Origin of the sequence: Azoarcus sp. DD4, assembly GCF_006496635.1 — a bacterium.
Classification (GTDB): Bacteria; Pseudomonadota; Gammaproteobacteria; order Burkholderiales; family Rhodocyclaceae; genus Azoarcus.
In genome coordinates, this window is record NZ_CP022958.1 from 1,599,319 (window position 1) to 1,617,273 (window position 17,955).

The window sequence follows — 17,955 nt, forward strand, 5'->3', positions numbered from 1 at the left end:
CTTCCGACAAGGCTTATCCATGACGACTGTTCCCAAACTGCTGGTGATCGGCGGCGTGGCCGCCGGCGCCTCCTGCGCCGCGCGCGCCCGCCGCCTGCGCGAGGACGCCGAGATCATGATGATCGAGCGCGGCCCCGACGTCTCGTTCGCCAATTGCGGCCTGCCGTACTTCATCGGCGGCGAGATCGGCAGCCGCGAAGTGCTCGCGGTGCAGACGCCGGCCTCGCTGCAAAGCCTGCTCAAGCTCGATGTCCGCACCGGTTGCGAAGCCATACGGATAGACCGCGCCAACAAGCGGGTCGAGGTCCGCCACCTGGACAGTGGCAGCCCCGAGTGGCAGCACTACGACAAGCTCATGCTGGCGCCCGGCGCGGCGCCGTTGCGGCCGGCCCTGCCCGGCGTCGGCGACGCCCGGATCCATACGCTGCGCAACCTGCAGGACATGGACCGCATCGTCGCCGCCACCGCGTCCGGCATGCGCGCGGTGGTGGTCGGCGCCGGCTTCATCGGCCTCGAGATGACCGAGCAGCTGCATCGCCGGGGCTTGTCGGTGCAGTTGGTCGAGCTGCAGCCGCAGGTCTTTCCCCAACTCGACGCGACCATGGCGGCGCTGCTGGAGAGCGAACTGCGCCACCACGACGTCGGCCTGACGCTGGGCGATGCGGTGGCGCGCTTCGAGCCCCTGGAGGACGCCCTGCGCTGCCACCTTGCATCCGGCAAGACGCTAGATGCCGATCTGGTGGTGCTGGCCATCGGCGTCCGCCCAGACACCGATCTCGCCCGCGAGGCCGGGCTGCAGCTCGGTCCGCAGGGACACATCGTGGTCGACGAATTCCAGCGCACGTCCGACCCCGACATCTATGCCGCCGGCGATGCCGTGGAAGTCGCCGACCGCGTATCGGGCGGACGGACCGCCGTGCCGATGGGTGGCCCGGCCAACCGGCAGGGCAGGGTGGCTGCCGACCACATGTTCCGCCCCGACCTGGCACGTCCTTTCCCCGGTGCGCAGGGCACGGCCATCGTGCGTGCCTTCGGGGCGGTTGCCGGCATCACCGGCTGGAGCGAAAAACGCCTGCTTGCCGCCGGCACCCCCTTCGACACGGTCACCGTCAACGATCACCAGCACGCCACCTACTATCCCGGTGCACGGCCCTTGACGCTGAAGATCCTGTGGGATCCGGTGAGCGGCCGCCTGCTCGGCGCGCAGGCGAGCGGCTTCGAGGGCATAGACAAGCGCCTCGACGTGCTCGCCACCGCGATCACCGGCGGCCTTACGGTGGAGGACCTGTGCCATCTGGAGCTGGCCTACGCGCCGCCCTTCGGCACCGCCAAGGACGTGGTGAATCTGGCCGGCTTCGCGGCCTGCAACCGCCGCGACGGGCTCGTCAGCCACACCACCGCGCTGCCGACCGACCCCTGGGTGCAGGTGGTCGATGTCCGGCCCAGGCCGCTGGCCGAAGCCTATCCGGCGCCGGGCAAGGTCATCAACATTCCCTTCGCCACGCTGCGCGCCAATCTGGACAAACTGGACCGGAACCGGCCGGTGGTCACGCTGTGCGCGTTCGGCAAGATGAGCTATTTCGCCGCCCGCATCCTGCGCCAGCAGGGCTTTGCGGTCACGAGCTTCAGCGGCGGCCTCAAGGCCAACATCGATCCGCGCACGCCGGCCCGGCTGCCGAGCGTCTGAGCGCATCGGCCACGGCGCCGGCGGCAGTTGCTACCGGCGCCGTTCTCCCTCTTCAGTAGCGCATCTCGATGCCGACACTCTGCGCGCCTTCGCCGACATCGAAGGCGCTGTCGTCGAAGGCCGGCGGACCGATCACCGACGGATTGTTCGACAGCCCGTAGCCCTCGGTCGGGAACATGCCCAGGCGGCGGTTGAGTTCGCCGTTACCGTCTTCGTCGTGGTAGGCCATGATCGCGTAGCGCCCGGGCGGCACCTCAGTGAAACGGACCGTCACCGTGCCGGCCGCAGCCGGCACCTGCTCCACCGCGTAGGCCTGCGCTTCCTTGCGGAAAGTCTTGGGATCGGCGTAAAGGCCGACCCGGACGCTGCCGCGCGCATGCTGCACGCCGGCAAGACTGACCTCCAGCGGCTGGGCGGCGAAGACCGGGCTTGCGCCGAGGGTGAAAAGAAGGGCGGCAAGGCGGGGCAGGGGTGGCGTGGTCACGTCGGGGAATCCTCGGCTGGTGGAATGTCGCCGTGGTGGACGGTGTATGGGGGCGGGGGTTCCGGGCTGAGGGTGTACTGGGCCGTCGGGCTAGCGTTGCCGACCCTGAGTCCGCTTTCAGTTCTCTTGAAGGCTGACGTTTGGCTGTCAAAGCACCCATGCTAATATATGAAACGACTACTAATCATATATCCGGTATAAGCATGGGAATTCTGAAGATCTCCGAGCAGATGCACGAAAACCTGCGCTCCACCAGCGCTGCGCTCAGTCGCTCCATCAACGCGCAAGCCGAACACTGGCTTCGAGTCGGCATGTTGGCCGAACTCAATCCCACGTTGAGCTATGGCGACATCTGCCAGTTGCTGATTCAGGCACATCAGGCTGCGGATCTCATCCCGGCTGCCGTTCGGCCGGCCGTCGAGCCGGAGGCGGCGTGACGGTCAGGAACAACGTTCCCATCCGTTCGGACTCGGAGATCGGGATGGCGCGGCGCGCAGGCGCATTGGCGGCAGACGTGCTCAGGATGATTGCCGAGCACGTCAGGCCAGGCATTACCACGGGCGAACTGGACAGGATCTGCCACGACTACATCGTCGACGAATTGAAGGCCATCCCTGCCAACGTGGGCTACAACGGCTATCCGAACACCATCCTCACTTCCGTCAACCATGTCGTTTGCCACGGGATCCCTTCCTGCAAACGTCTGAAGGATGGCGACATCATCAACGTCGACGTCGCCGTCATCAAGGACGGCTGGTACGGTGATACCAGCCGCATGTATTTTGTTGGGGAACCGGGAATTCTTGCCAGGCGCCTGGTGCGCACGACCTATGAGGCGCTGCGCGCCGGCATTCTGGCGGTGCGCCCTGGCGCAACACTGGGCGATGTTGGCCACGCCATTCAGACCGTCGCGCACCGCGAGGGATTCAGCGTCGTGCGCGGCTTCTGCGGTCATGGCATCGGGACTGTCTATCATGACGAACCGCAGGTGCTGCACTTCGGCCGGCCGGGCGCGGGTCTGGTGCTAGAGCCGGGCATGATCTTCACTGTCGAGCCAATGCTCAATGCGGGCAGACCAGGGACGAAGCAGTTGGCTGACGGCTGGACGGTCGTGACGAAGGATCGCTCCCTGTCGGCACAGTGGGAGCACATGGTGGCCGTAACGGATGGCGGCTTCGAGATCCTGACTTCGTGGCCCGACGAATACGGGGACTATTCGCCCATCACTTCAGAAGTGTCGCCTTCGCCCGCTGCGGCGTGTTGACGCGGTGGCCTGTCGACGCGCACTGAAGCGGCGAGCCACGACATCCGGCCGCCGCGGTCCTCGACCGCCGGAGCAGGGCAAGGCCCGGCGTCAGGCCGGGCCAGCCAGTCCGACTCGACCAGACCTGACCAAACAAACCCGACTCAACCCAGCTGCGCGACCTTGGTCCGCGGGTTGGGCGGGTTGTTTTCGAAGTAGCGCTTGATTCCGCGCAGGATGGCGTCGGCCATCTTGTCCTGATAGGCGTCGTCGTTGAGGCGGCGCTCTTCTTCGGGATTGCTGATGAAGGCGGTCTCGACCAGGATGGACGGGATGTCCGGCGCCTTCAGCACCGCGAAGCCGGCCTGTTCCACATGGGCCTTGTGCAGGGTGTTGATGTCGCCGAGTTCGGACAGTACCGCCTTGCCGAGCTTGAGGCTGTCGTTGATGGTGGCGGTCTGCGAGAGGTCGAGCAGGGTGCGGGCGAGGTGGCCGTCCTGCCTGGCGAGGTTGACGCCGCCAATGAGGTCGGCATCGTTTTCCTTCTGCGCCAGCCAGCGTGCGGCCGAGCTGGAGGCTCCGCTTTCCGACAGCACGAACACCGAGCTGCCGCGCGCTTCGGGGCGTACGAAGGCGTCTGCGTGGATGGAGACGAAGAGGTCGGCCTGGACCTTGCGGGCGCGGGTGACGCGCTGGGCAAGCGGCACGAAGAAGTCGCCGTCGCGGGTGAGCACCGCGCGCATGCCGGGATCGCTGTCGATCTTGCGCTTGAGGCGGCGGCCGATCGACAGGGTGACGTTCTTCTCGTAGCTGCCGGCACGGCCGACCGCACCGGGGTCTTCGCCGCCGTGGCCGGGGTCGAGCACCACGGTGAACAGGCGGTTTACCTGCGGCACATTGCGCTTGGCGGCCTGCGGGGCATCGTTGTGCGGCGGCGGGCGCAGTTCGCGGGTGGCTTGCTGGACGCCGCTGCCGTTGTCGCCGGCGGCGGCGTCCATCGGCGAGGGCTTCTGGATCAGTGCGAGCAGCGGGTCGGCCGGCTGGGTGGGGTAGAGGTCCAGCACCAGGCGGTGGCCGTAGTCGCCTACCGGCTTCAGCGTGAACACCTGCGGGTTGGTCTCGGCCTTCAGTTCGATGACCACACGCACCACGCCGGGCCGGTTCTGGCCGGCGCGGATCAGGCGGATGTAGGGGTCGGTGTCGAGCACCTTGGAGGGCAGCGACTGCAATACGCTGTTGAGTTCGACGCCTTCGAGATCGACCACCAGGCGTTCCGGATCCTTCACCAGCATGTGGGTGAATTTGGGCTCGGCCGTGCCTTCCAGTGTGATCCGGGTGTATTCCTCGGCAGGCCAGACCCGCACCGCCAGCAGGCTGGCCGCGGCGTGGCCGGTGCGCGTGACCAGCAGGGTCAGCGAGGCACCGGTGAACTTGAGCAGCTCCCGGCGGCTCAGGCCGCGCCTGGAGGCGGGGTTTGTTTCAGCAGATTGGCCAGTTCGATCACGCATGTTCGCCCCGCCTCGCTTCTTGCTGCGACGTTTGCGACACGGCCGTCTCCTTCCGGATCGAGCCGAAGTTCGATGTCGGGTTGGTCGAGATAGGGCAGCGCCTTGTCAGGCCATTCCACAATGCATACGCCCTGTCCGGCGAAATATTCGTCCAGCCCAGCATCCAGGTACTCTTCCGGCGCGTTGAAGCGATAAAAATCAAAGTGATATAAGTCTAATCTAGAAACTGAGTAAGGTTCAATCAAGGTGTAGGTCGGGCTCTTCACCTTGCCGGTGTGACCGAGTGCACGCAGCAGCCCGCGGGTGAGGGTGGTTTTGCCGCTGCCGAGGTTGCCCTGCAGCCAGATGTGCAGGCCCGGTTGCAGGGCCGCGGCCAGCGCGGCGCCCAGCGCGAGGGTGTCGTCCTCGCCCGGCAAGTGCGCTTGCAGGCGCGCATCGCTATCATCGGCGGAGAGAACGATGCTGATCATGAAAACCTCTCGGTGACGGGGGAAACGGAAAGCCTGGCCGCGCTCGTGGCGCGTATCCGGCAATGGGGCACGGAGCTCGGATTCGGTGCGGTCACGATTGCCGATATCGATCTGGGCAGCGCCGAAGAAGGCCTCGAGCGCTGGCTGGCGGCCGGCTTTCACGGCGGCATGGATTATATGGCGCGCCACGGCATGAAGCGCGCCCGTCCGGCCGAACTGGTGCCCGGTACGCTGCGGGTGATCAGCGCGCGGATGGATTACTGGCCGCAGGCGGACGATGCCGGGGCGGCGCTGGCCGATCCGGCGCGGGCCTATGTGTCGCGCTACGCGCTGGGGCGCGACTACCACAAGGTCTTGCGCAAGCGTCTGCAGCAGCTGGCCGACCGCATCGCCGCGGTTGCGCCGCATGGCTACCGGGTGTTCGTCGATTCGGCGCCGGTGCTGGAGGTGGAGCTTGCCAGCCGCAGCGGGCTGGGCTGGCGCGGCAAGCACACCCTGCTGCTCGATCGCAGCGCCGGCTCCTGGTTCTTCCTCGGCGAGCTGTTCACCGACCTGCCGCTGCCGGTGGATGCGCCGGTCACGCCGCACTGCGGCAGCTGCCACGCCTGCATCGACGCCTGCCCCACCGGCGCCATCGTCGAGCCCTACCGGGTGGATGCGCGGCGCTGCATTTCCTATCTCACCATCGAGCTGGACGGCGCCATCCCGGAAGACCTGCGACCGCTCGTCGGCAACCGCATCTACGGCTGCGACGACTGCCAGCTGGTCTGTCCGTGGAACCGCTTCGCCAGGATTACCGCCGAGCCGGACTTCTCGCCGCGCCACCGGCTGGACCAGGCGACGCTGTGCGAGCTCTTCGCCTGGACGGCGGCCGAGTTCGACGAGCGCACCGCCGGCAGCGCCATCCATCGCATCGGCCATGAACGCTGGCTGCGCAACATCGCGGTGGCGCTCGGCAATGCGCCGACGACGCCGGAGGTGCTTGCCGCGCTGCGCGCGCGTTCGGACGACCCGTCGGCGCTGGTACGCGAGCACGTCGCCTGGGCGCTCGCCCGCCACTGCCCGGCGGGCAGGGACGCTAGACGCTGAACTGCGCCGCCGCCTCGTGCATGCGGGCGGCCATGCCTTCCAGGCTGCGCACCGAACGCGTCGTATCGCCAAGCGCGGCGGTGCTTTGGTCGCTGGAGCGGGCGATGGTTTCCAGCTGGCGGGCAATGGTGTCGCTCGCCACCGCCTGCTCGTGCAGCGCCGCGCTGATCTCGCTGGCGACGTCGACGACGCGGCGGGTGCGGTCCTGGATGTGCACGATCACCTCGCCGGCTTCGCGCGCGAGTTCGGCATCGGCGTTGACCTGCTCGACCATCTGGCGCATTTCCTCCACTGCCTGGCCGGCCTGCTGCTGGACGGCGGCGATCTTCACGCCGATCTCGCGCGTTGCCTGCGCGGTGCGTTCGGCGAGCTTGCGCACTTCGTCCGCCACCACCGCGAAGCCGCGACCCTGCTCGCCGGCGCGGGCTGCCTCGATGGCGGCGTTGAGGGCGAGCAGGTTGGTCTGCTCGGCCACTTCGCGGATGACTTGCACGATGTCGCCGATGGCGGAGGAGTGGGCACCGAGTTCGTCCACGTTGCGGGCGGCTTCGCGCACGCGGCCGGCGGTGTCGAGCATGCGGCCGACCGTGCGGCCGACCACCTCGCCGCCCTCGTTGGCCAGCCGGGCCGACTCGCGGGTGATGTCCAGGGTCTGGGCGGCGTTGTCACGCACATGGTTGATCGACACGGTGAGTTGTTCGATGGAGGCGGCCACGGTGGCGGTGGAGTCGTTGAGCACGCTCACGCTGCCGTCGATGTGTCCCACCGCACGCGCCACGTCTGCCGTGTTGCCGGCGACGCTGCCCGCCTGCTCGTTGATCTGGCGGACCAGCTGCTGAAAGGTTTCGAGCATGCTGTTGAAGCCGCGGCCGGTGGCGGCGATCTCGTCCTGGCCGTCCGCCGCGGCCCGCAGGCGCAGGTCGCGTTCGCGCGCGGCACGGTTCATCGTCGCAGCCAGACCGGTCAGGGCCCGCACGATGCGCTGGACCATCAGTGTCGCCATCGTGCCCATTGCGCCGATCAGCACCACCAGCACCACCAGCAGGCTGGTCCGCACCGTGGCGTGGGTGTGGCCGGCGGCCGCGAGCGTGTCGTTGAGCGTGGCCGCCTCGTGGGCCTGGATGGCTTCGACGAGCTTGTCTAGGCCGCCGGCAAAGGTGCGGTCCATGCCGCGCACCGCCTTGTCGACCGCCTTGCCGGTTTCGGGGTCGTTGGCATCGAAGCGCTTCAGCGCTTCGCGGTAGCGCTGCCCCATCTGCCGGTGCTCGGCGAGCAGGGCGCCGATGTCGATCCCGGGCAGGGCTTCACGGGCATAGGGCTGCACCTTGGCCAGTTCCTGCTGCACCAGCGCTTCCTCGTGCTCGAAGCCCTTCAGGTGGCGCTCGTAGGTGGCGGCATCGTTACCGCGGATCAGCACGTTCTTCCACTCCTGCACCTGGGTCTTGAAGGCCGCCTGCGCGCGGCCGACCGCGACCAGCGAGGATTCGCCGGCCTTGATGCGGGCGAAGGAGTCGGCCATGGCGAGGTTGAAGCCGGACAGCTCGAACAGCGCGTACAGGCCGATGGCCAGCATGCCGGCCGAGCCGAGCAGGGAAAGCAGGATGAGACGGGCCTTGACGGTCATGGGAGCGGTCCTGAGAGAGTTCGTTGTGTCCTCAACGGCCATCGTTGTCGTGGCTTGAGCGCGAATCAGCCCGATGCTACCGGAAGTCGTCTCCGCGACGCCGGCCGGAATCGCCCCCGGTCGAGCTGGCAAATTAATGTCAATTGAATATATATTGACACGTCATTTACTCCGAAGGATGAATCATGCAGTTGCCTCCGCACATGCACAAACCTACTGGCGCCTTCATCGGGGCTTCGTGGGCAGCCTTGTTCATCGGCGCGCTCACCTATCTCGTCGGTCTCTGGAATGCCGACATGCAGCTCAACGAAAAGGGCTATTACTTCACCGTCCTGATGTATGGCTTGTTCGCCGCGGTGTCCTTACAGAAGACGGTGCGCGACCGGCTCGAAGGTACACCGACAACCGGGATCTACCACGGGCTGTGCTGGCTGTCCTTCATGCTGGCGGTACTGCTGCTGGCCATCGGCCTGTGGAACGCGACGCTGGCGTCGAGCGAAAAGGGCTTCTATGCGATGTCCTTCCTCCTGAGCCTGTTCGCGGCGATTGCCGTCCAGAAGAACGTGCGCGACGTCGCCCGCCTGAACGACGGTGCGCCGTCGGGCCTGGTCGGCGACGACGCCGGCGCCTAGGCCCATGCATCGTCACGTTCACAGATGAAACGAGCGATGGCGGCCGAGCCCCGCGAAGGGAGGCCGCTATCGCGCTACTACGAGAATCAGCTCGCCAGCGCGCGCATCTCGGCGATGAGGTCGGCCTTGCCCTCGAAGCCGATGCCGGGCAGCTCGGGCATCTCGATATGGCTGTCGACCACCTTGACGCCGTCGGGGAAGCCGCCGTAAGGCTGGAACAGGTCGGGGTAGGACTCGTTGCCGCCGAGGCCGAGGCCGGCGGCAATGTTGAGCGACATCTGGTGGCCGCCGTGGGGAATGCAACGGCTGGGCGACCAGCCGTTGTCCTTCAGCATCTCCAGCGTGCGCAGGTATTCGACCAGGCCGTAGGACAGCGCGCAGTCGAACTGCAGCCAGTCGCGGTCGGGGCGCATGCCGCCGTAGCGGATCAGGTTGCGCGCGTCCTGCATCGAGAACAGGTTCTCGCCGGTGGCCATCGGGCCTGCGTAGTGGTTCGCCAGTTCGGCCTGCAGCGCATAGTCCAGCGGGTCGCCGGCCTCCTCGTACCAGAACAGGTCGTACTGCGACAGCGCCTTGGCGTAGTCGATCGCGGTGGGCAGGTCGAAGCGGCCGTTGGCATCCACCGCCAGCTTGCAGCCCGCGGGCAGGATGGAAAGAATGGCCTCGATGCGGCGCAGGTCCTCGGCGAGCGGGGCGCCGCCTATCTTCTTCTTGACCACCTTGTAGCCGCGGTCCAGGTAGCCGCGCATCTCGTTCTTCAGCGCTTCCAGATCCTGCCCCGGGTGGTAGTAGCCGCCGGCGGCATAGACGAACACCTTGCGATCGGGCGTACCGGTGCCGTACTGCTCGGCCAGCAGCTGGTAGAGCGGCTTGCCGGCGATCTTCGCCACCGCGTCCCATACCGCCATGTCGATGGTGCCCACGGCCACCGAGCGCTCGCCGTGGCCGCCGGGCTTCTCGTTGGTCATCATCGTCGCCCAGATCCTGTGCGGATCGAGGTTGTCGCCGGCATCGTTGATCAGGGATTCCGGTGCGGCTTCGAGCAGGCGCGGGCGGAAGCGCTCGCGGATCAGGCTGCCCTGGCCGTAGCGGCCGTTGGAGTTGAAGCCGTAGCCGATCACCGGCTTGCCGTCGCGGATCACGTCGGTGACCACCGCCACCAGGCTCAGCGTCATCTTGCTGAAGTCGATGTAGGCGTTGCGGATGTTGGACTTGATCGGCTTGGTGACTTCACGGATGTCGATGATTTTCATGGGGCTTTCCTCCTTGGGGGCGCTGCAAGCGGCAGCGAACGGAGCGAAGCTTATTGAATTCCAGAAGACGTAGAATCGATAAGAATTAAAATCATTAGGTCGAAAAAGTTAAAAATGGACGCTCCTTCCGAACTCGCCTTCTTCCTGCTGCTCGCCGACAAGGGTTCCTTCACCGCCGCCGCGCGCGAACTCAACCTGACGCCGCCAGCGGTCAGCAAGCGGCTGGCGCAGATCGAGCAGCGCCTCGGCGTGCGCCTGCTCAACCGCAGCACGCGGCGGGTGAGCCTCACCGACGAGGGCGAGCTTTACCTCGAACACGCGCGCCGCATCCTTGCCGACATCGAGGATATGGAAGCCTCGCTGGGCAATCGGCGCGCCGCGCCCAAGGGCCTGCTGCGGGTCAACGCCACGCTCGGCTTCGGCCGCACCACGATCGCGCCCATCGTGTCCGCCTTCGCGCGCCAGCATCCGGAAGTGGAGGTGCAGTTGCAGCTCACCGACGCGCCCATCGACCTCGTCGCCACCGGCTTCGACCTCGCGATCCGCTTCGGCGAACTGCCGGACAGCCGCCTGTCGGCGCGCAAGCTGATGAGCAACCGCCGCTTCCTGTGCGCCTCGCCGGCCTATCTCGAAACGCACGGTGCGCCGCAGACACCGGCCGAACTCACCCGCCACGCCTGCATCCTTCACCGCCAGAACGACGACGCCTACGGCATCTGGCGGCTGTCGAGCGGCCGCCATGTGGAGACGGTGAAGGTGCGCGGCACGCTGTCCTCCAACGACGGCGATGTGGTGCTGGGCTGGGCGCTGGACGGCCACGGCATCCTCATCCGCTCGGAATGGGATCTGGCGAAGTACCTGGAAAGCGGCCGCTTGCGCGCGGTACTGCCGGACTACACCCTGCCCACCGCCGACCTCTACGCGGTGTATCCGGCGCGCCGCAACCAGCCGGCACGGGTGCGTGCCTTCATCGATTTCCTGCTGGACCGCTTTGCGCCGTCTGCGCCGGAGCGGAGCGGGCAATTGTCGAGCGTGTGACATTGCCGCGGCGTCGACCTACCGCCGGCGGCTTTGCATGAGTTCAATGGAATCAGCGGCTTGGAGGAAGGTGCTGCGACGATGCCGGTTGGCACTCATCGTGCTTTGGAGATTGTGAAAATCCCCGACAGAGGAGTCTCTCCCATGCAACAGAGTCCAGCCCCGATCACCCGTGATGCCGCCTTGCGCGTGGCGCTGGCGGCGCGGGCCATGCCCGGCATCACCCTGCCGCAACTGATCGACGTGTTGCAGAACCGCATCGGCAGCGACCAGATCGACGTCGACGAGCTGCGCACCGTGACCGTCACCGATCTCAAGACCGCTTTCGCCAGCGCCGACGGCGAGGAAGACGGCGAGGACATCGGCATCGGCCTGGAAGCGATGAAGCTGGCAGTGCGCATCCTCTGGGGTGACGCCGACGGCGAGGTGCTGCCGCCGGTGCAGCCCTACGAGGAAGGCGACATGCCGGGCTCGGTGCGGGTGGCGCTCGCGTCAGACAGCGGCGAGGCGCTCAATGGCCATTTCGGTTCCTGTGTGCGCTACCTGGTCTACCAGGTGTCGACCACCGAAGCCCGCCTGGTCGGCATCCGCGACGCGCTCGAGGCCGATTTCGCCGAAGACAAGAACGGTTTCCGCGTCCAGCTCATCTCCGACTGCCATGTGCTCTACGTGGTCTCGGTCGGCGGTCCGGCCGCGGCCAAGGTCATCAAGGGCGGCATCTACCCGATCAAGCGCATCGAGGGCGGCGAGGCCGCGGTGGTGCTGGCCGAGTTCCAGCACATGATGACCGACTCGCCGCCGCCCTGGCTGGCCAAGATCCTCGGTGTTGCTGCCGGCCAGCGCCTGAAGAACTACAACGCCGAACTGGTCGAAGAATAGGAGGATGCCGTGGCCGACAAGGATTACCACGCCATCATCACCGACCTGATCGCCAATGCGATCAAGACCTCCAAGGTGGCGGGCGAGAACGGTCGCATCACCCGCCTGGTCGCGGGCAGCATCGGGCGCTTTGCCGCGGAGTTGAAGGTCGGCAAACAGGAGGACGAGGCCCAGGCGCTGATAGAGCATGCGCGCGAACTGCTGGATGCCGGCGATGGTGCGGAGATCGTGCCGGCGCTGACCGCCGCGGTGGCTGCAATGGCGGCGACGCGCTGAGTTTCGGCACCGCTTTCGTGGCCGGGGCGGTGGCGGAGGGCTAGAATCGCGCCCTGCCATCGCCCCGGAACCCCCATGGAAGACCGCCTGGAACGCCTCGAAGCCAAGCAGATGCTGGCCGAAGACCAGCTCGACGAACTCAATCGCACCGTCTACCGCCAGCAGCAGCAGATCGATCTGTTGCAGCAGCAGCTACGCCAGCTCGCCCAGCAGGTGCAGTCCGCCCAGCCGGCCGCGCGCCTGCGCCCGGAAGACGAGATCCCGCCGCACTACTAGGCGCGAAGCGCCTCTCAGACCGTCGGCCGCGAGGCGTAGAACTGCAGCTTCTGCGCCGGTACGTGCTGGTGCAGATGGGCGACGTGCGGTTTGAGCTTGCCCACCACATGCATTTCGCAGCGCTTGCAGTCGAAGCGCAAGGTCAGCTTTTCCTTGCCGTTCATCAGCGTCATCGGCTCGGGCCGGATGCCTTTCACTTCCTTCGGACACAGGTTGAAGCTGTAGCGCAGGCAGTGCTTGGTGATCATCAGCGAGACTTCGTCGGTCTCTTCGTTGGCCTCGTAGGCCGCTTCGATCAGGCTGACGCCGTGCTTCGCATAGAAGGCGCGCGCCTTGTCGTTGAGCACGTTGGCGAGATAGGACAGCGCATCCTGCGGGTAGGGCGCCGGCGGTTCGACCGCCGCGGCGCGCGGTGGGCGCGGATGGGCGGCGAGGCGCGCGCTTTCGAGCTTGTCGCAGGCTTCGCGGCGCAGGCCGTTCACCATGGAGGCGGGGATGAAGGGCGCGCCGGCCACGTCCAGCCGGAGTTCGCCGACGGTGAAGATGGTGTTGCCCAGCTTGGCGAGGTTGTCGCGCAGGCCGGCAAGGGCGCGTTCCACGTTCTGCGCCGGTTCGCGCACACAGGTCACGGTGACGTCGACCTGCACGCCGTCTTCGTCGGTGAGGCCGAGGCCGTAGCCGTCGGCGGTGTCGTACAGGCGCAGATCCACCCGGACCCGGCGCTCGGCGGATTTCTTCTCCAGCAGCCGTTCGAAGGCGTGGTCGTGATTGCGGAAGACCGCGGTGCCGGGCACCAGGTCGGCCGGTAGCGCGTCGGACGGGAACAGCCGGTCTGTGCCGTCGGCGAGCTGCTCGGCGGTGTTGATGCGCAGGCCGACGAGGTCGCCCTTGGGGTTGTAGTAGGCCAGCCCGTCGCCGTTGTGGATGGGCTCGGTACGCTCGACGTCGAAGAACCTGCGCTGGCGGCTGTCGATCTTGGTCACCCGGCCTATGGCCTCGCCGACGAACTTGGGCGACTCGAAGGCCTCGATGCCGTGCTGGCGTTCGTTGGCGAAGTAGTCGGTGTAGCCGCGGTTGAAGGTTTTTTCCGGGCGCGGCGTGAACAGGAACTGGCTGCGCCCGGACGAGGCGCGGCTGTACTCGCCGTCGGCGCCGTCGATCAGTTCGTCGATCAGCTGGCGGTAGTGAGCGGTGATGTTCTTGACGTAGGAGAGGTCCTTGTAGCGGCCCTCGATCTTGAACGAGCTGATCCCGGCGTCGGCCAGCGCGCGCAGGTTGGCGCTCTGGTTGTTGTCCTTCATCGACAGCATGTGCTGGTCGCTGGCGACGATGTTGCCGTCCTTGTCGGCGAGGTCGTAGGGCAGCCGGCAGGCCTGCGAGCACTCGCCGCGGTTGGCGCTGCGCCCGGTGTGGGCGTGGCTGATGTAGCACTGGCCGCTGTAGGCCACGCACAGCGCGCCGTGCACGAAGTATTCGAGCTGGCAATCGGTGGCGGCGGCGATCTGCTGCACCTGCTTGAGGCTGAGTTCGCGCGCCAGCACGATCTGCGAGAAGCCGACGTCCTGCAGGAAACGCGCCTTGGCGGCGTCGCGGATGTCGGTCTGGGTGCTGGCGTGCAGCTGGATGGGCGGCAGGTCCAGTTCCAGCAGGCCCATGTCCTGCACGATCAGCGCGTCGGCGCCGGCCTCATATACCTGCCACACCAGCTGGCGGGCGGCTTCGAGTTCGTCGTCGCGCAGGATGGTGTTGAGCGCGACGAAGATCTTCGCGTGGTAGCGGTGGGCGTGCGCGCACAGGCGGGCGATGTCGGCCACGGTGTTCTCCGCCGCCGAGCGCGCGCCGAAGGACGGCCCGCCGATGTAGACGGCGTCGGCACCGTGGTTGATGGCCTCGATGCCGATATCGGCGGTCTTGGCGGGGGCGAGTAGTTCGAGGACCTTGCGGTTGTGGCTCATGGCTGCGGCGTGTTGCGTCGGGGCTGGGCAAGTCATTGATCGAAAAAGGGCTTATCGGGTGCTGCCGCCCTTTTTTTGGGTGCGCAATGATACCGCTTAAGCGTCCGCTCCGGACGAGTGCCTTGCGCCCGTCAGCCAGCGCTGCGGCAAGAGGCGTAGCAGCGGCAGTGCGGCCAGCACGCCGATGGCGTCGGCGAGCCAGTCCCAGGGGTCGCCGACGCGAAATGCGGTGAAGGACTGCGCCACTTCCATCGCCGCGCCGTAGAGCATCAGGCCGACGACGATGGCGGCCGGGCGCGAGCGCCAGGCCGCCAGGCCGGACACGGCCAGCGCGCAGAACAGCAGGGCATGCTCGACCTTGTCCTGCCACGAGAACAGCACCACGATGTCCGGCGCCGGTTGCACCGCCAGCCAGAATATCGCCGCCAGTGCCAAGCCATAGGCCGCACGCAGCAGGGTGAGGAAGGTGGGAGGGCACGCGGCGGATGTCTGGGGCATGGCGGTCGAAAATCCAGTGGAATGGCTCGGGCTTGAACCCGGCAGCGCCTGTCGGTGTCCTCAACAGGTCGCCGGGGCGTCGTCCGCCCGGATTCTTCAGGAGATTGCCGATGTCCGCCACCCCGCTGTCCCTTTCCGCTCTCACCCTGACGGCCGCGCTGTTAGGCGGGACGCTCGCCCTGCCCCTGTCGGCGAGGGCCGACGCGGTGTCGCAGAGCGAGGCCGGGCCGATCCGCATCACCGAGGTCGCACGCGGGCTGGAAAACCCGTGGGCGCTGGCCTTCCTGCCCGATGGCCGGCTGCTGGTGACCGAGCGGCCGGGGCGGATGCGCATCGTCTCGGCCAGCGGCGAGCTGTCGCCACCGATCGCCGGCGTGCCCGCGGTGCATGCGCGCGGCCAGGGCGGCCTGCTCGACGTGGTGCTGGCGCCCGACTTCGCCTCCAGCCGCCGCATCTATTTCTCTTATGCGCAGCCCGCCAGCGGCGGTGCCCGCAGCGCGGTGGCGAGTGCCACGTTGGATCTGGCCGGGCTGCGGCTGACGGAGCTGAAGGTGATCTTCACCCAGCGCGACGCGGTCGACGGCAACAACCACTGGGGTTCTCGGCTGGTGTTCGACCGTGCCGGCAATCTCTTCATCACCCTGGGCGACCGCTACAGCGAGCGCGACCGCGCCCAGGATCTCGGCACCCACTTCGGCAAGATCGTGCGCATCCGCCCGGACGGCGGCGTGCCGGCGGACAATCCTTACGCCGGCCGGCCGGGCGTGCTGCCGGAGATCTGGTCTTACGGCCACCGCAACGTGCAGGGCGCGGCGCTTCATCCGCAGACCGGCGAACTGTGGGCGACCGAGCACGGCCCGCAGGGCGGCGACGAACTCAACCGGGTGCTGGCCGGGCGCAATTACGGCTGGCCGGTGATCACCCACGGCCGCGAGTACGTTACCGGCTTTCGTATCGGCGAGGGCGCGGAGCGCGCCGATGTGGAGCCGTCGCGGTGGCAATGGACGCCGTCGATCGCGCCGTCCGGGCTGGCGTTCTACAGCGGCGATGCCTTCCCGGCCTGGAAGGGTAATGTCTTTGCCGGCGCGCTCAAGTTCCGCCTGCTGGCGCGGCTGGTGCTGGACGGCGACAAGGTGGTGAAGGAAGAACGCTTGCTGACCGACCAGGGCATCCGCATCCGCGACGTGCGCCAGGGGCCGGATGGCCGCCTGTGGCTGCTGGACGACGGCGACGGCAGAGTGCTGCGGCTCGATCCGGCCTGAGCGCTCCCGCCCGGCCCGCGTAGTGACAAGCGGGTAGTCCGGTAGGCGCGCGTCAGCGTTCCAGCGAGTCGAAGAAGCGGTAGCTGTCGCGGCCGCTGGTCTTGGAGTGGTACATCGCACGGTCGGCGTGGCTCAGCAGGGCATCGGCGGTCTCGCCGTCCTGCGGGTAGAGGCTGATGCCTATGCTGGCCAGCACCTTGAGCGCATGGCCGTGGGTCAGTACGGGCTGGCGCAGGGCGGCCAGCAGCTTGTCGGCGATGCGGACGACGTCGTCGCGGCCGATCACGGCGTCGAACAGGATCACGAACTCGTCGCCGCCCAGGCGCGCCACGGTGTCGATCTCGCGCACGGTGTGGCGCAGCCGCTGCGCCACCGCCTGTAGCACGAGGTCGCCGCTGGCATGGCCGTAGCGGTCGTTGATGTCCTTGAAGTTGTCGAGGTCGATGTAGAGCAGGGCGAGCGCCTGGCCGGTGCGCCGGCTGGTGGCGATGGCGTGCTCCAGCCGTTCCTGGAAGTGGCGGCGGTTGGCCAGGCCGGTCAGCGGATCGTGGCTTGCCAGCTGGGCGAGCGCACTGCGGCTTTCGTGCAGATCGTCGAGGTAGGCGCGGGTCTGCGTCTGCATGTCCTTGAAGCTGCAGGCCAGCACGCCGATCTCGTCGCTGCGGGTGAGCGGCAGCGCCTGCATCGCGTCGTCGTCCGGGAAGCGGCGCACCGCCGCCACCATGTTCTTGAGAGGCTCGGTGACGGCGCGCGAGGTGACGACGGCCAGCAGGATGGCCAGCAGGCTGAAGCCGATCACGATCTGCACGATGGCTTCGCCCAGCTCGCGGGATTCACGCAGCACGCCGCCCAGCGGCTGGGTCAGGCCGAAGATGACGAACTGGCCGGTAAGCGGATCGCCGTAGGGGTGCTTGACGAAGCTGGCCACCACTTCGTCGCCGCCGGTGGCGGTCGCCTGCGTCGTCACCACCTGGCCGGCCTGGCCCTGGACGATGGCAGCGGTAGGGGCGAAGCTGTCCTGCACCAGGATGCGGCGGCCCTGGTCGAAGCCGAAGGTCTGCGTGTCGTCCGGATGAACGAGGAAGTCGCCGCGCTGGTTGGTCAGGTACACCTGATAGGCTTCCGGCAGGTCGCGACGCAACTGGCCGAACAGGCCGTTGAGATCGACATTGACGACGATCAGTCCGTAGGCTTCGCCCTGTTCGCCGCGTATCGGCGTCGCCACCAGCAGGCTGGGCTGGCCGAGACCGCTGTGCGCACCGCGTTCGTGATTGATGCCGATGTCGGAAAAATGCACCTCGCCGCTGCCGAGCGCGAGCGTCTTGAAGACATAGGGGTAGTGCCCTTTTTCCTGCAGCTCGTCGCCGTGCATGCGGGCAAGGCGGTCGCCGTCGCGGTCGACACGCACGATCTCCAGCCCGTGCATGCCGGCGCTGATGAGCCGGATCTGGAAGTACTCCGGATTGGCGCTCAGCAGGGCGACGAACTGCTCGGTGAGCGCGTCCTTGTCCGCCTGTACGCCGATGGCGTCGGGGTTGGCGCCGACGCGCTGGGTCCGCGGCTGCAGCGCGAGCTGGATGGCATCGTCGGCGGCCTCGCCGACCGCGGTCGAGAAGCGCCGTGCCAGCACCTGCGTGGCCGTGAGCTGGGCGCTTTCAGCCGCATCGATCAGCATGTTGCGGCTGGCGGAATAGGAGTAGTAGCCGGTCAGGCCGGCGGCAAGCATCGCAAAGCTTGCCAGCAGGACACCGAGCTTGAGGCCGAGATTGATGCGCATGGCG

Annotated in this window: 18 protein-coding genes; 10 read left to right on the top strand and 8 right to left on the bottom strand. The window is 67.3% G+C overall.

Features of this window, described 5'->3' with window-relative positions; genetic code table 11:
* Positions 1-19: 19 nt before the first annotated feature.
* Complete coding sequence (locus CJ010_RS07585; protein WP_141017474.1) at positions 20-1,687, top strand: FAD-dependent oxidoreductase; 1,668 nt, start codon at positions 20-22, stop codon at positions 1,685-1,687.
* Positions 1,688-1,739: 52 nt separating this feature from the next.
* Here CJ010_RS07585 and CJ010_RS07590 read toward each other — a convergent pair whose 3' ends face one another.
* Complete coding sequence (locus CJ010_RS07590; protein WP_240794525.1) at positions 1,740-2,171, bottom strand: DUF2141 domain-containing protein; 432 nt, start codon at positions 2,169-2,171, stop codon at positions 1,740-1,742.
* A 203-nt stretch (positions 2,172-2,374) separates the two neighbouring features.
* Between CJ010_RS07590 and CJ010_RS07595 the strand changes: the two genes are divergently transcribed.
* Together CJ010_RS07595 and map are read left to right on the top strand one after the other, a co-directional pair.
* Entirely contained in the window at positions 2,375-2,608 is a 234-nt protein-coding gene (locus tag CJ010_RS07595; protein WP_141017475.1) for a ParD-like family protein, read from the top strand.
* 44 nt (positions 2,609-2,652) lie between these two features.
* Positions 2,653-3,435: a type I methionyl aminopeptidase gene (gene map / locus CJ010_RS07600; RefSeq protein ID WP_141020614.1), complete on the top strand. Its 783-nt coding sequence runs from the start codon at positions 2,653-2,655 to the stop codon at positions 3,433-3,435.
* A gap of 143 nt (positions 3,436-3,578) precedes the next feature.
* Here the strand turns inward: map and CJ010_RS07605 are convergent, their stop codons facing one another.
* Positions 3,579-4,922, bottom strand: coding sequence for an N-acetylmuramoyl-L-alanine amidase (locus tag CJ010_RS07605; RefSeq protein ID WP_141017476.1), 1,344 nt, complete (start codon positions 4,920-4,922; stop codon positions 3,579-3,581).
* Positions 4,865-5,392 carry a tRNA (adenosine(37)-N6)-threonylcarbamoyltransferase complex ATPase subunit type 1 TsaE gene (tsaE, locus tag CJ010_RS07610; protein WP_141017477.1) on the bottom strand — a complete coding sequence of 176 codons (528 nt, stop codon included), beginning with the start codon at positions 5,390-5,392 and terminating at the stop codon, positions 4,865-4,867. Before tsaE ends, CJ010_RS07605 begins: the two co-directional genes overlap by 58 nt.
* Positions 5,393-5,404: 12 nt before the next feature.
* Here tsaE and queG point away from each other — a divergent pair, with 12 nt between their 5' ends.
* The gene (gene queG, locus CJ010_RS07615) at positions 5,405-6,481 is read left to right on the top strand and encodes a tRNA epoxyqueuosine(34) reductase QueG (protein WP_141017478.1); all 1,077 of its coding nucleotides are present in this window, start codon (positions 5,405-5,407) and stop codon (positions 6,479-6,481) included.
* Here queG and CJ010_RS07620 read toward each other — a convergent pair.
* On the bottom strand, positions 6,471-8,105 hold the full coding sequence (locus CJ010_RS07620) for a methyl-accepting chemotaxis protein (protein WP_168224916.1): 1,635 nt from the start codon (positions 8,103-8,105) through the stop codon (positions 6,471-6,473). The genes queG and CJ010_RS07620 overlap by 11 nt on opposite strands.
* A gap of 203 nt (positions 8,106-8,308) precedes the next feature.
* On the opposite strand from CJ010_RS07620, the gene yiaA reads away from it, so the two are divergent.
* Positions 8,309-8,737, top strand: a complete 429-nt coding sequence (yiaA, locus tag CJ010_RS07625; RefSeq protein WP_205754913.1) for an inner membrane protein YiaA — start codon at positions 8,309-8,311, stop codon at positions 8,735-8,737.
* 86 nt (positions 8,738-8,823) lie between these two features.
* Here yiaA and CJ010_RS07630 read toward each other — a convergent pair whose 3' ends face one another.
* Positions 8,824-9,990 carry a mandelate racemase/muconate lactonizing enzyme family protein gene (locus CJ010_RS07630; protein WP_141017481.1) on the bottom strand — a complete coding sequence of 389 codons (1,167 nt, stop codon included), beginning with the start codon at positions 9,988-9,990 and terminating at the stop codon, positions 8,824-8,826.
* 114 nt (positions 9,991-10,104) lie between these two features.
* Between CJ010_RS07630 and CJ010_RS07635 the strand changes: the two genes are divergently transcribed.
* From CJ010_RS07635 to CJ010_RS07650, 4 genes are all read left to right on the top strand, one after another.
* On the top strand, positions 10,105-11,028 hold the full coding sequence (locus CJ010_RS07635) for a LysR substrate-binding domain-containing protein (RefSeq protein WP_141017482.1): 924 nt from the start codon (positions 10,105-10,107) through the stop codon (positions 11,026-11,028).
* Between the two features lie 144 nt (positions 11,029-11,172).
* A complete protein-coding gene (locus tag CJ010_RS07640; RefSeq protein WP_141017483.1) occupies positions 11,173-11,907 on the top strand; it encodes a dinitrogenase iron-molybdenum cofactor biosynthesis protein in 735 nt (244 codons plus the stop codon).
* 9 nt (positions 11,908-11,916) lie between these two features.
* Positions 11,917-12,183, top strand: a complete 267-nt coding sequence (locus CJ010_RS07645; protein WP_141017484.1) for a hypothetical protein — start codon at positions 11,917-11,919, stop codon at positions 12,181-12,183.
* Positions 12,184-12,258: 75 nt separating this feature from the next.
* The gene (locus CJ010_RS07650; RefSeq protein ID WP_141017485.1) at positions 12,259-12,459 is read left to right on the top strand and encodes a SlyX family protein; all 201 of its coding nucleotides are present in this window, start codon (positions 12,259-12,261) and stop codon (positions 12,457-12,459) included.
* 14 nt (positions 12,460-12,473) lie between these two features.
* Here the strand turns inward: CJ010_RS07650 and CJ010_RS07655 are convergent, their stop codons facing one another.
* Both CJ010_RS07655 and CJ010_RS07660 read right to left on the bottom strand, forming a co-directional pair.
* Entirely contained in the window at positions 12,474-14,414 is a 1,941-nt protein-coding gene (locus CJ010_RS07655; RefSeq protein WP_141017486.1) for a U32 family peptidase, read from the bottom strand.
* Between the two features lie 96 nt (positions 14,415-14,510).
* Positions 14,511-14,912: a VanZ family protein gene (locus tag CJ010_RS07660; protein WP_141017487.1), complete on the bottom strand. Its 402-nt coding sequence runs from the start codon at positions 14,910-14,912 to the stop codon at positions 14,511-14,513.
* A gap of 110 nt (positions 14,913-15,022) precedes the next feature.
* Between CJ010_RS07660 and CJ010_RS07665 the strand changes: the two genes are divergently transcribed.
* Complete coding sequence (locus CJ010_RS07665) at positions 15,023-16,174, top strand: PQQ-dependent sugar dehydrogenase (protein ID WP_141017488.1); 1,152 nt, start codon at positions 15,023-15,025, stop codon at positions 16,172-16,174.
* A 52-nt stretch (positions 16,175-16,226) separates the two neighbouring features.
* Here the strand turns inward: CJ010_RS07665 and CJ010_RS07670 are convergent, their stop codons facing one another.
* A complete protein-coding gene (locus tag CJ010_RS07670; protein WP_141017489.1) occupies positions 16,227-17,951 on the bottom strand; it encodes a GGDEF domain-containing protein in 1,725 nt (574 codons plus the stop codon).
* Positions 17,952-17,955 lie beyond the last annotated feature (4 nt).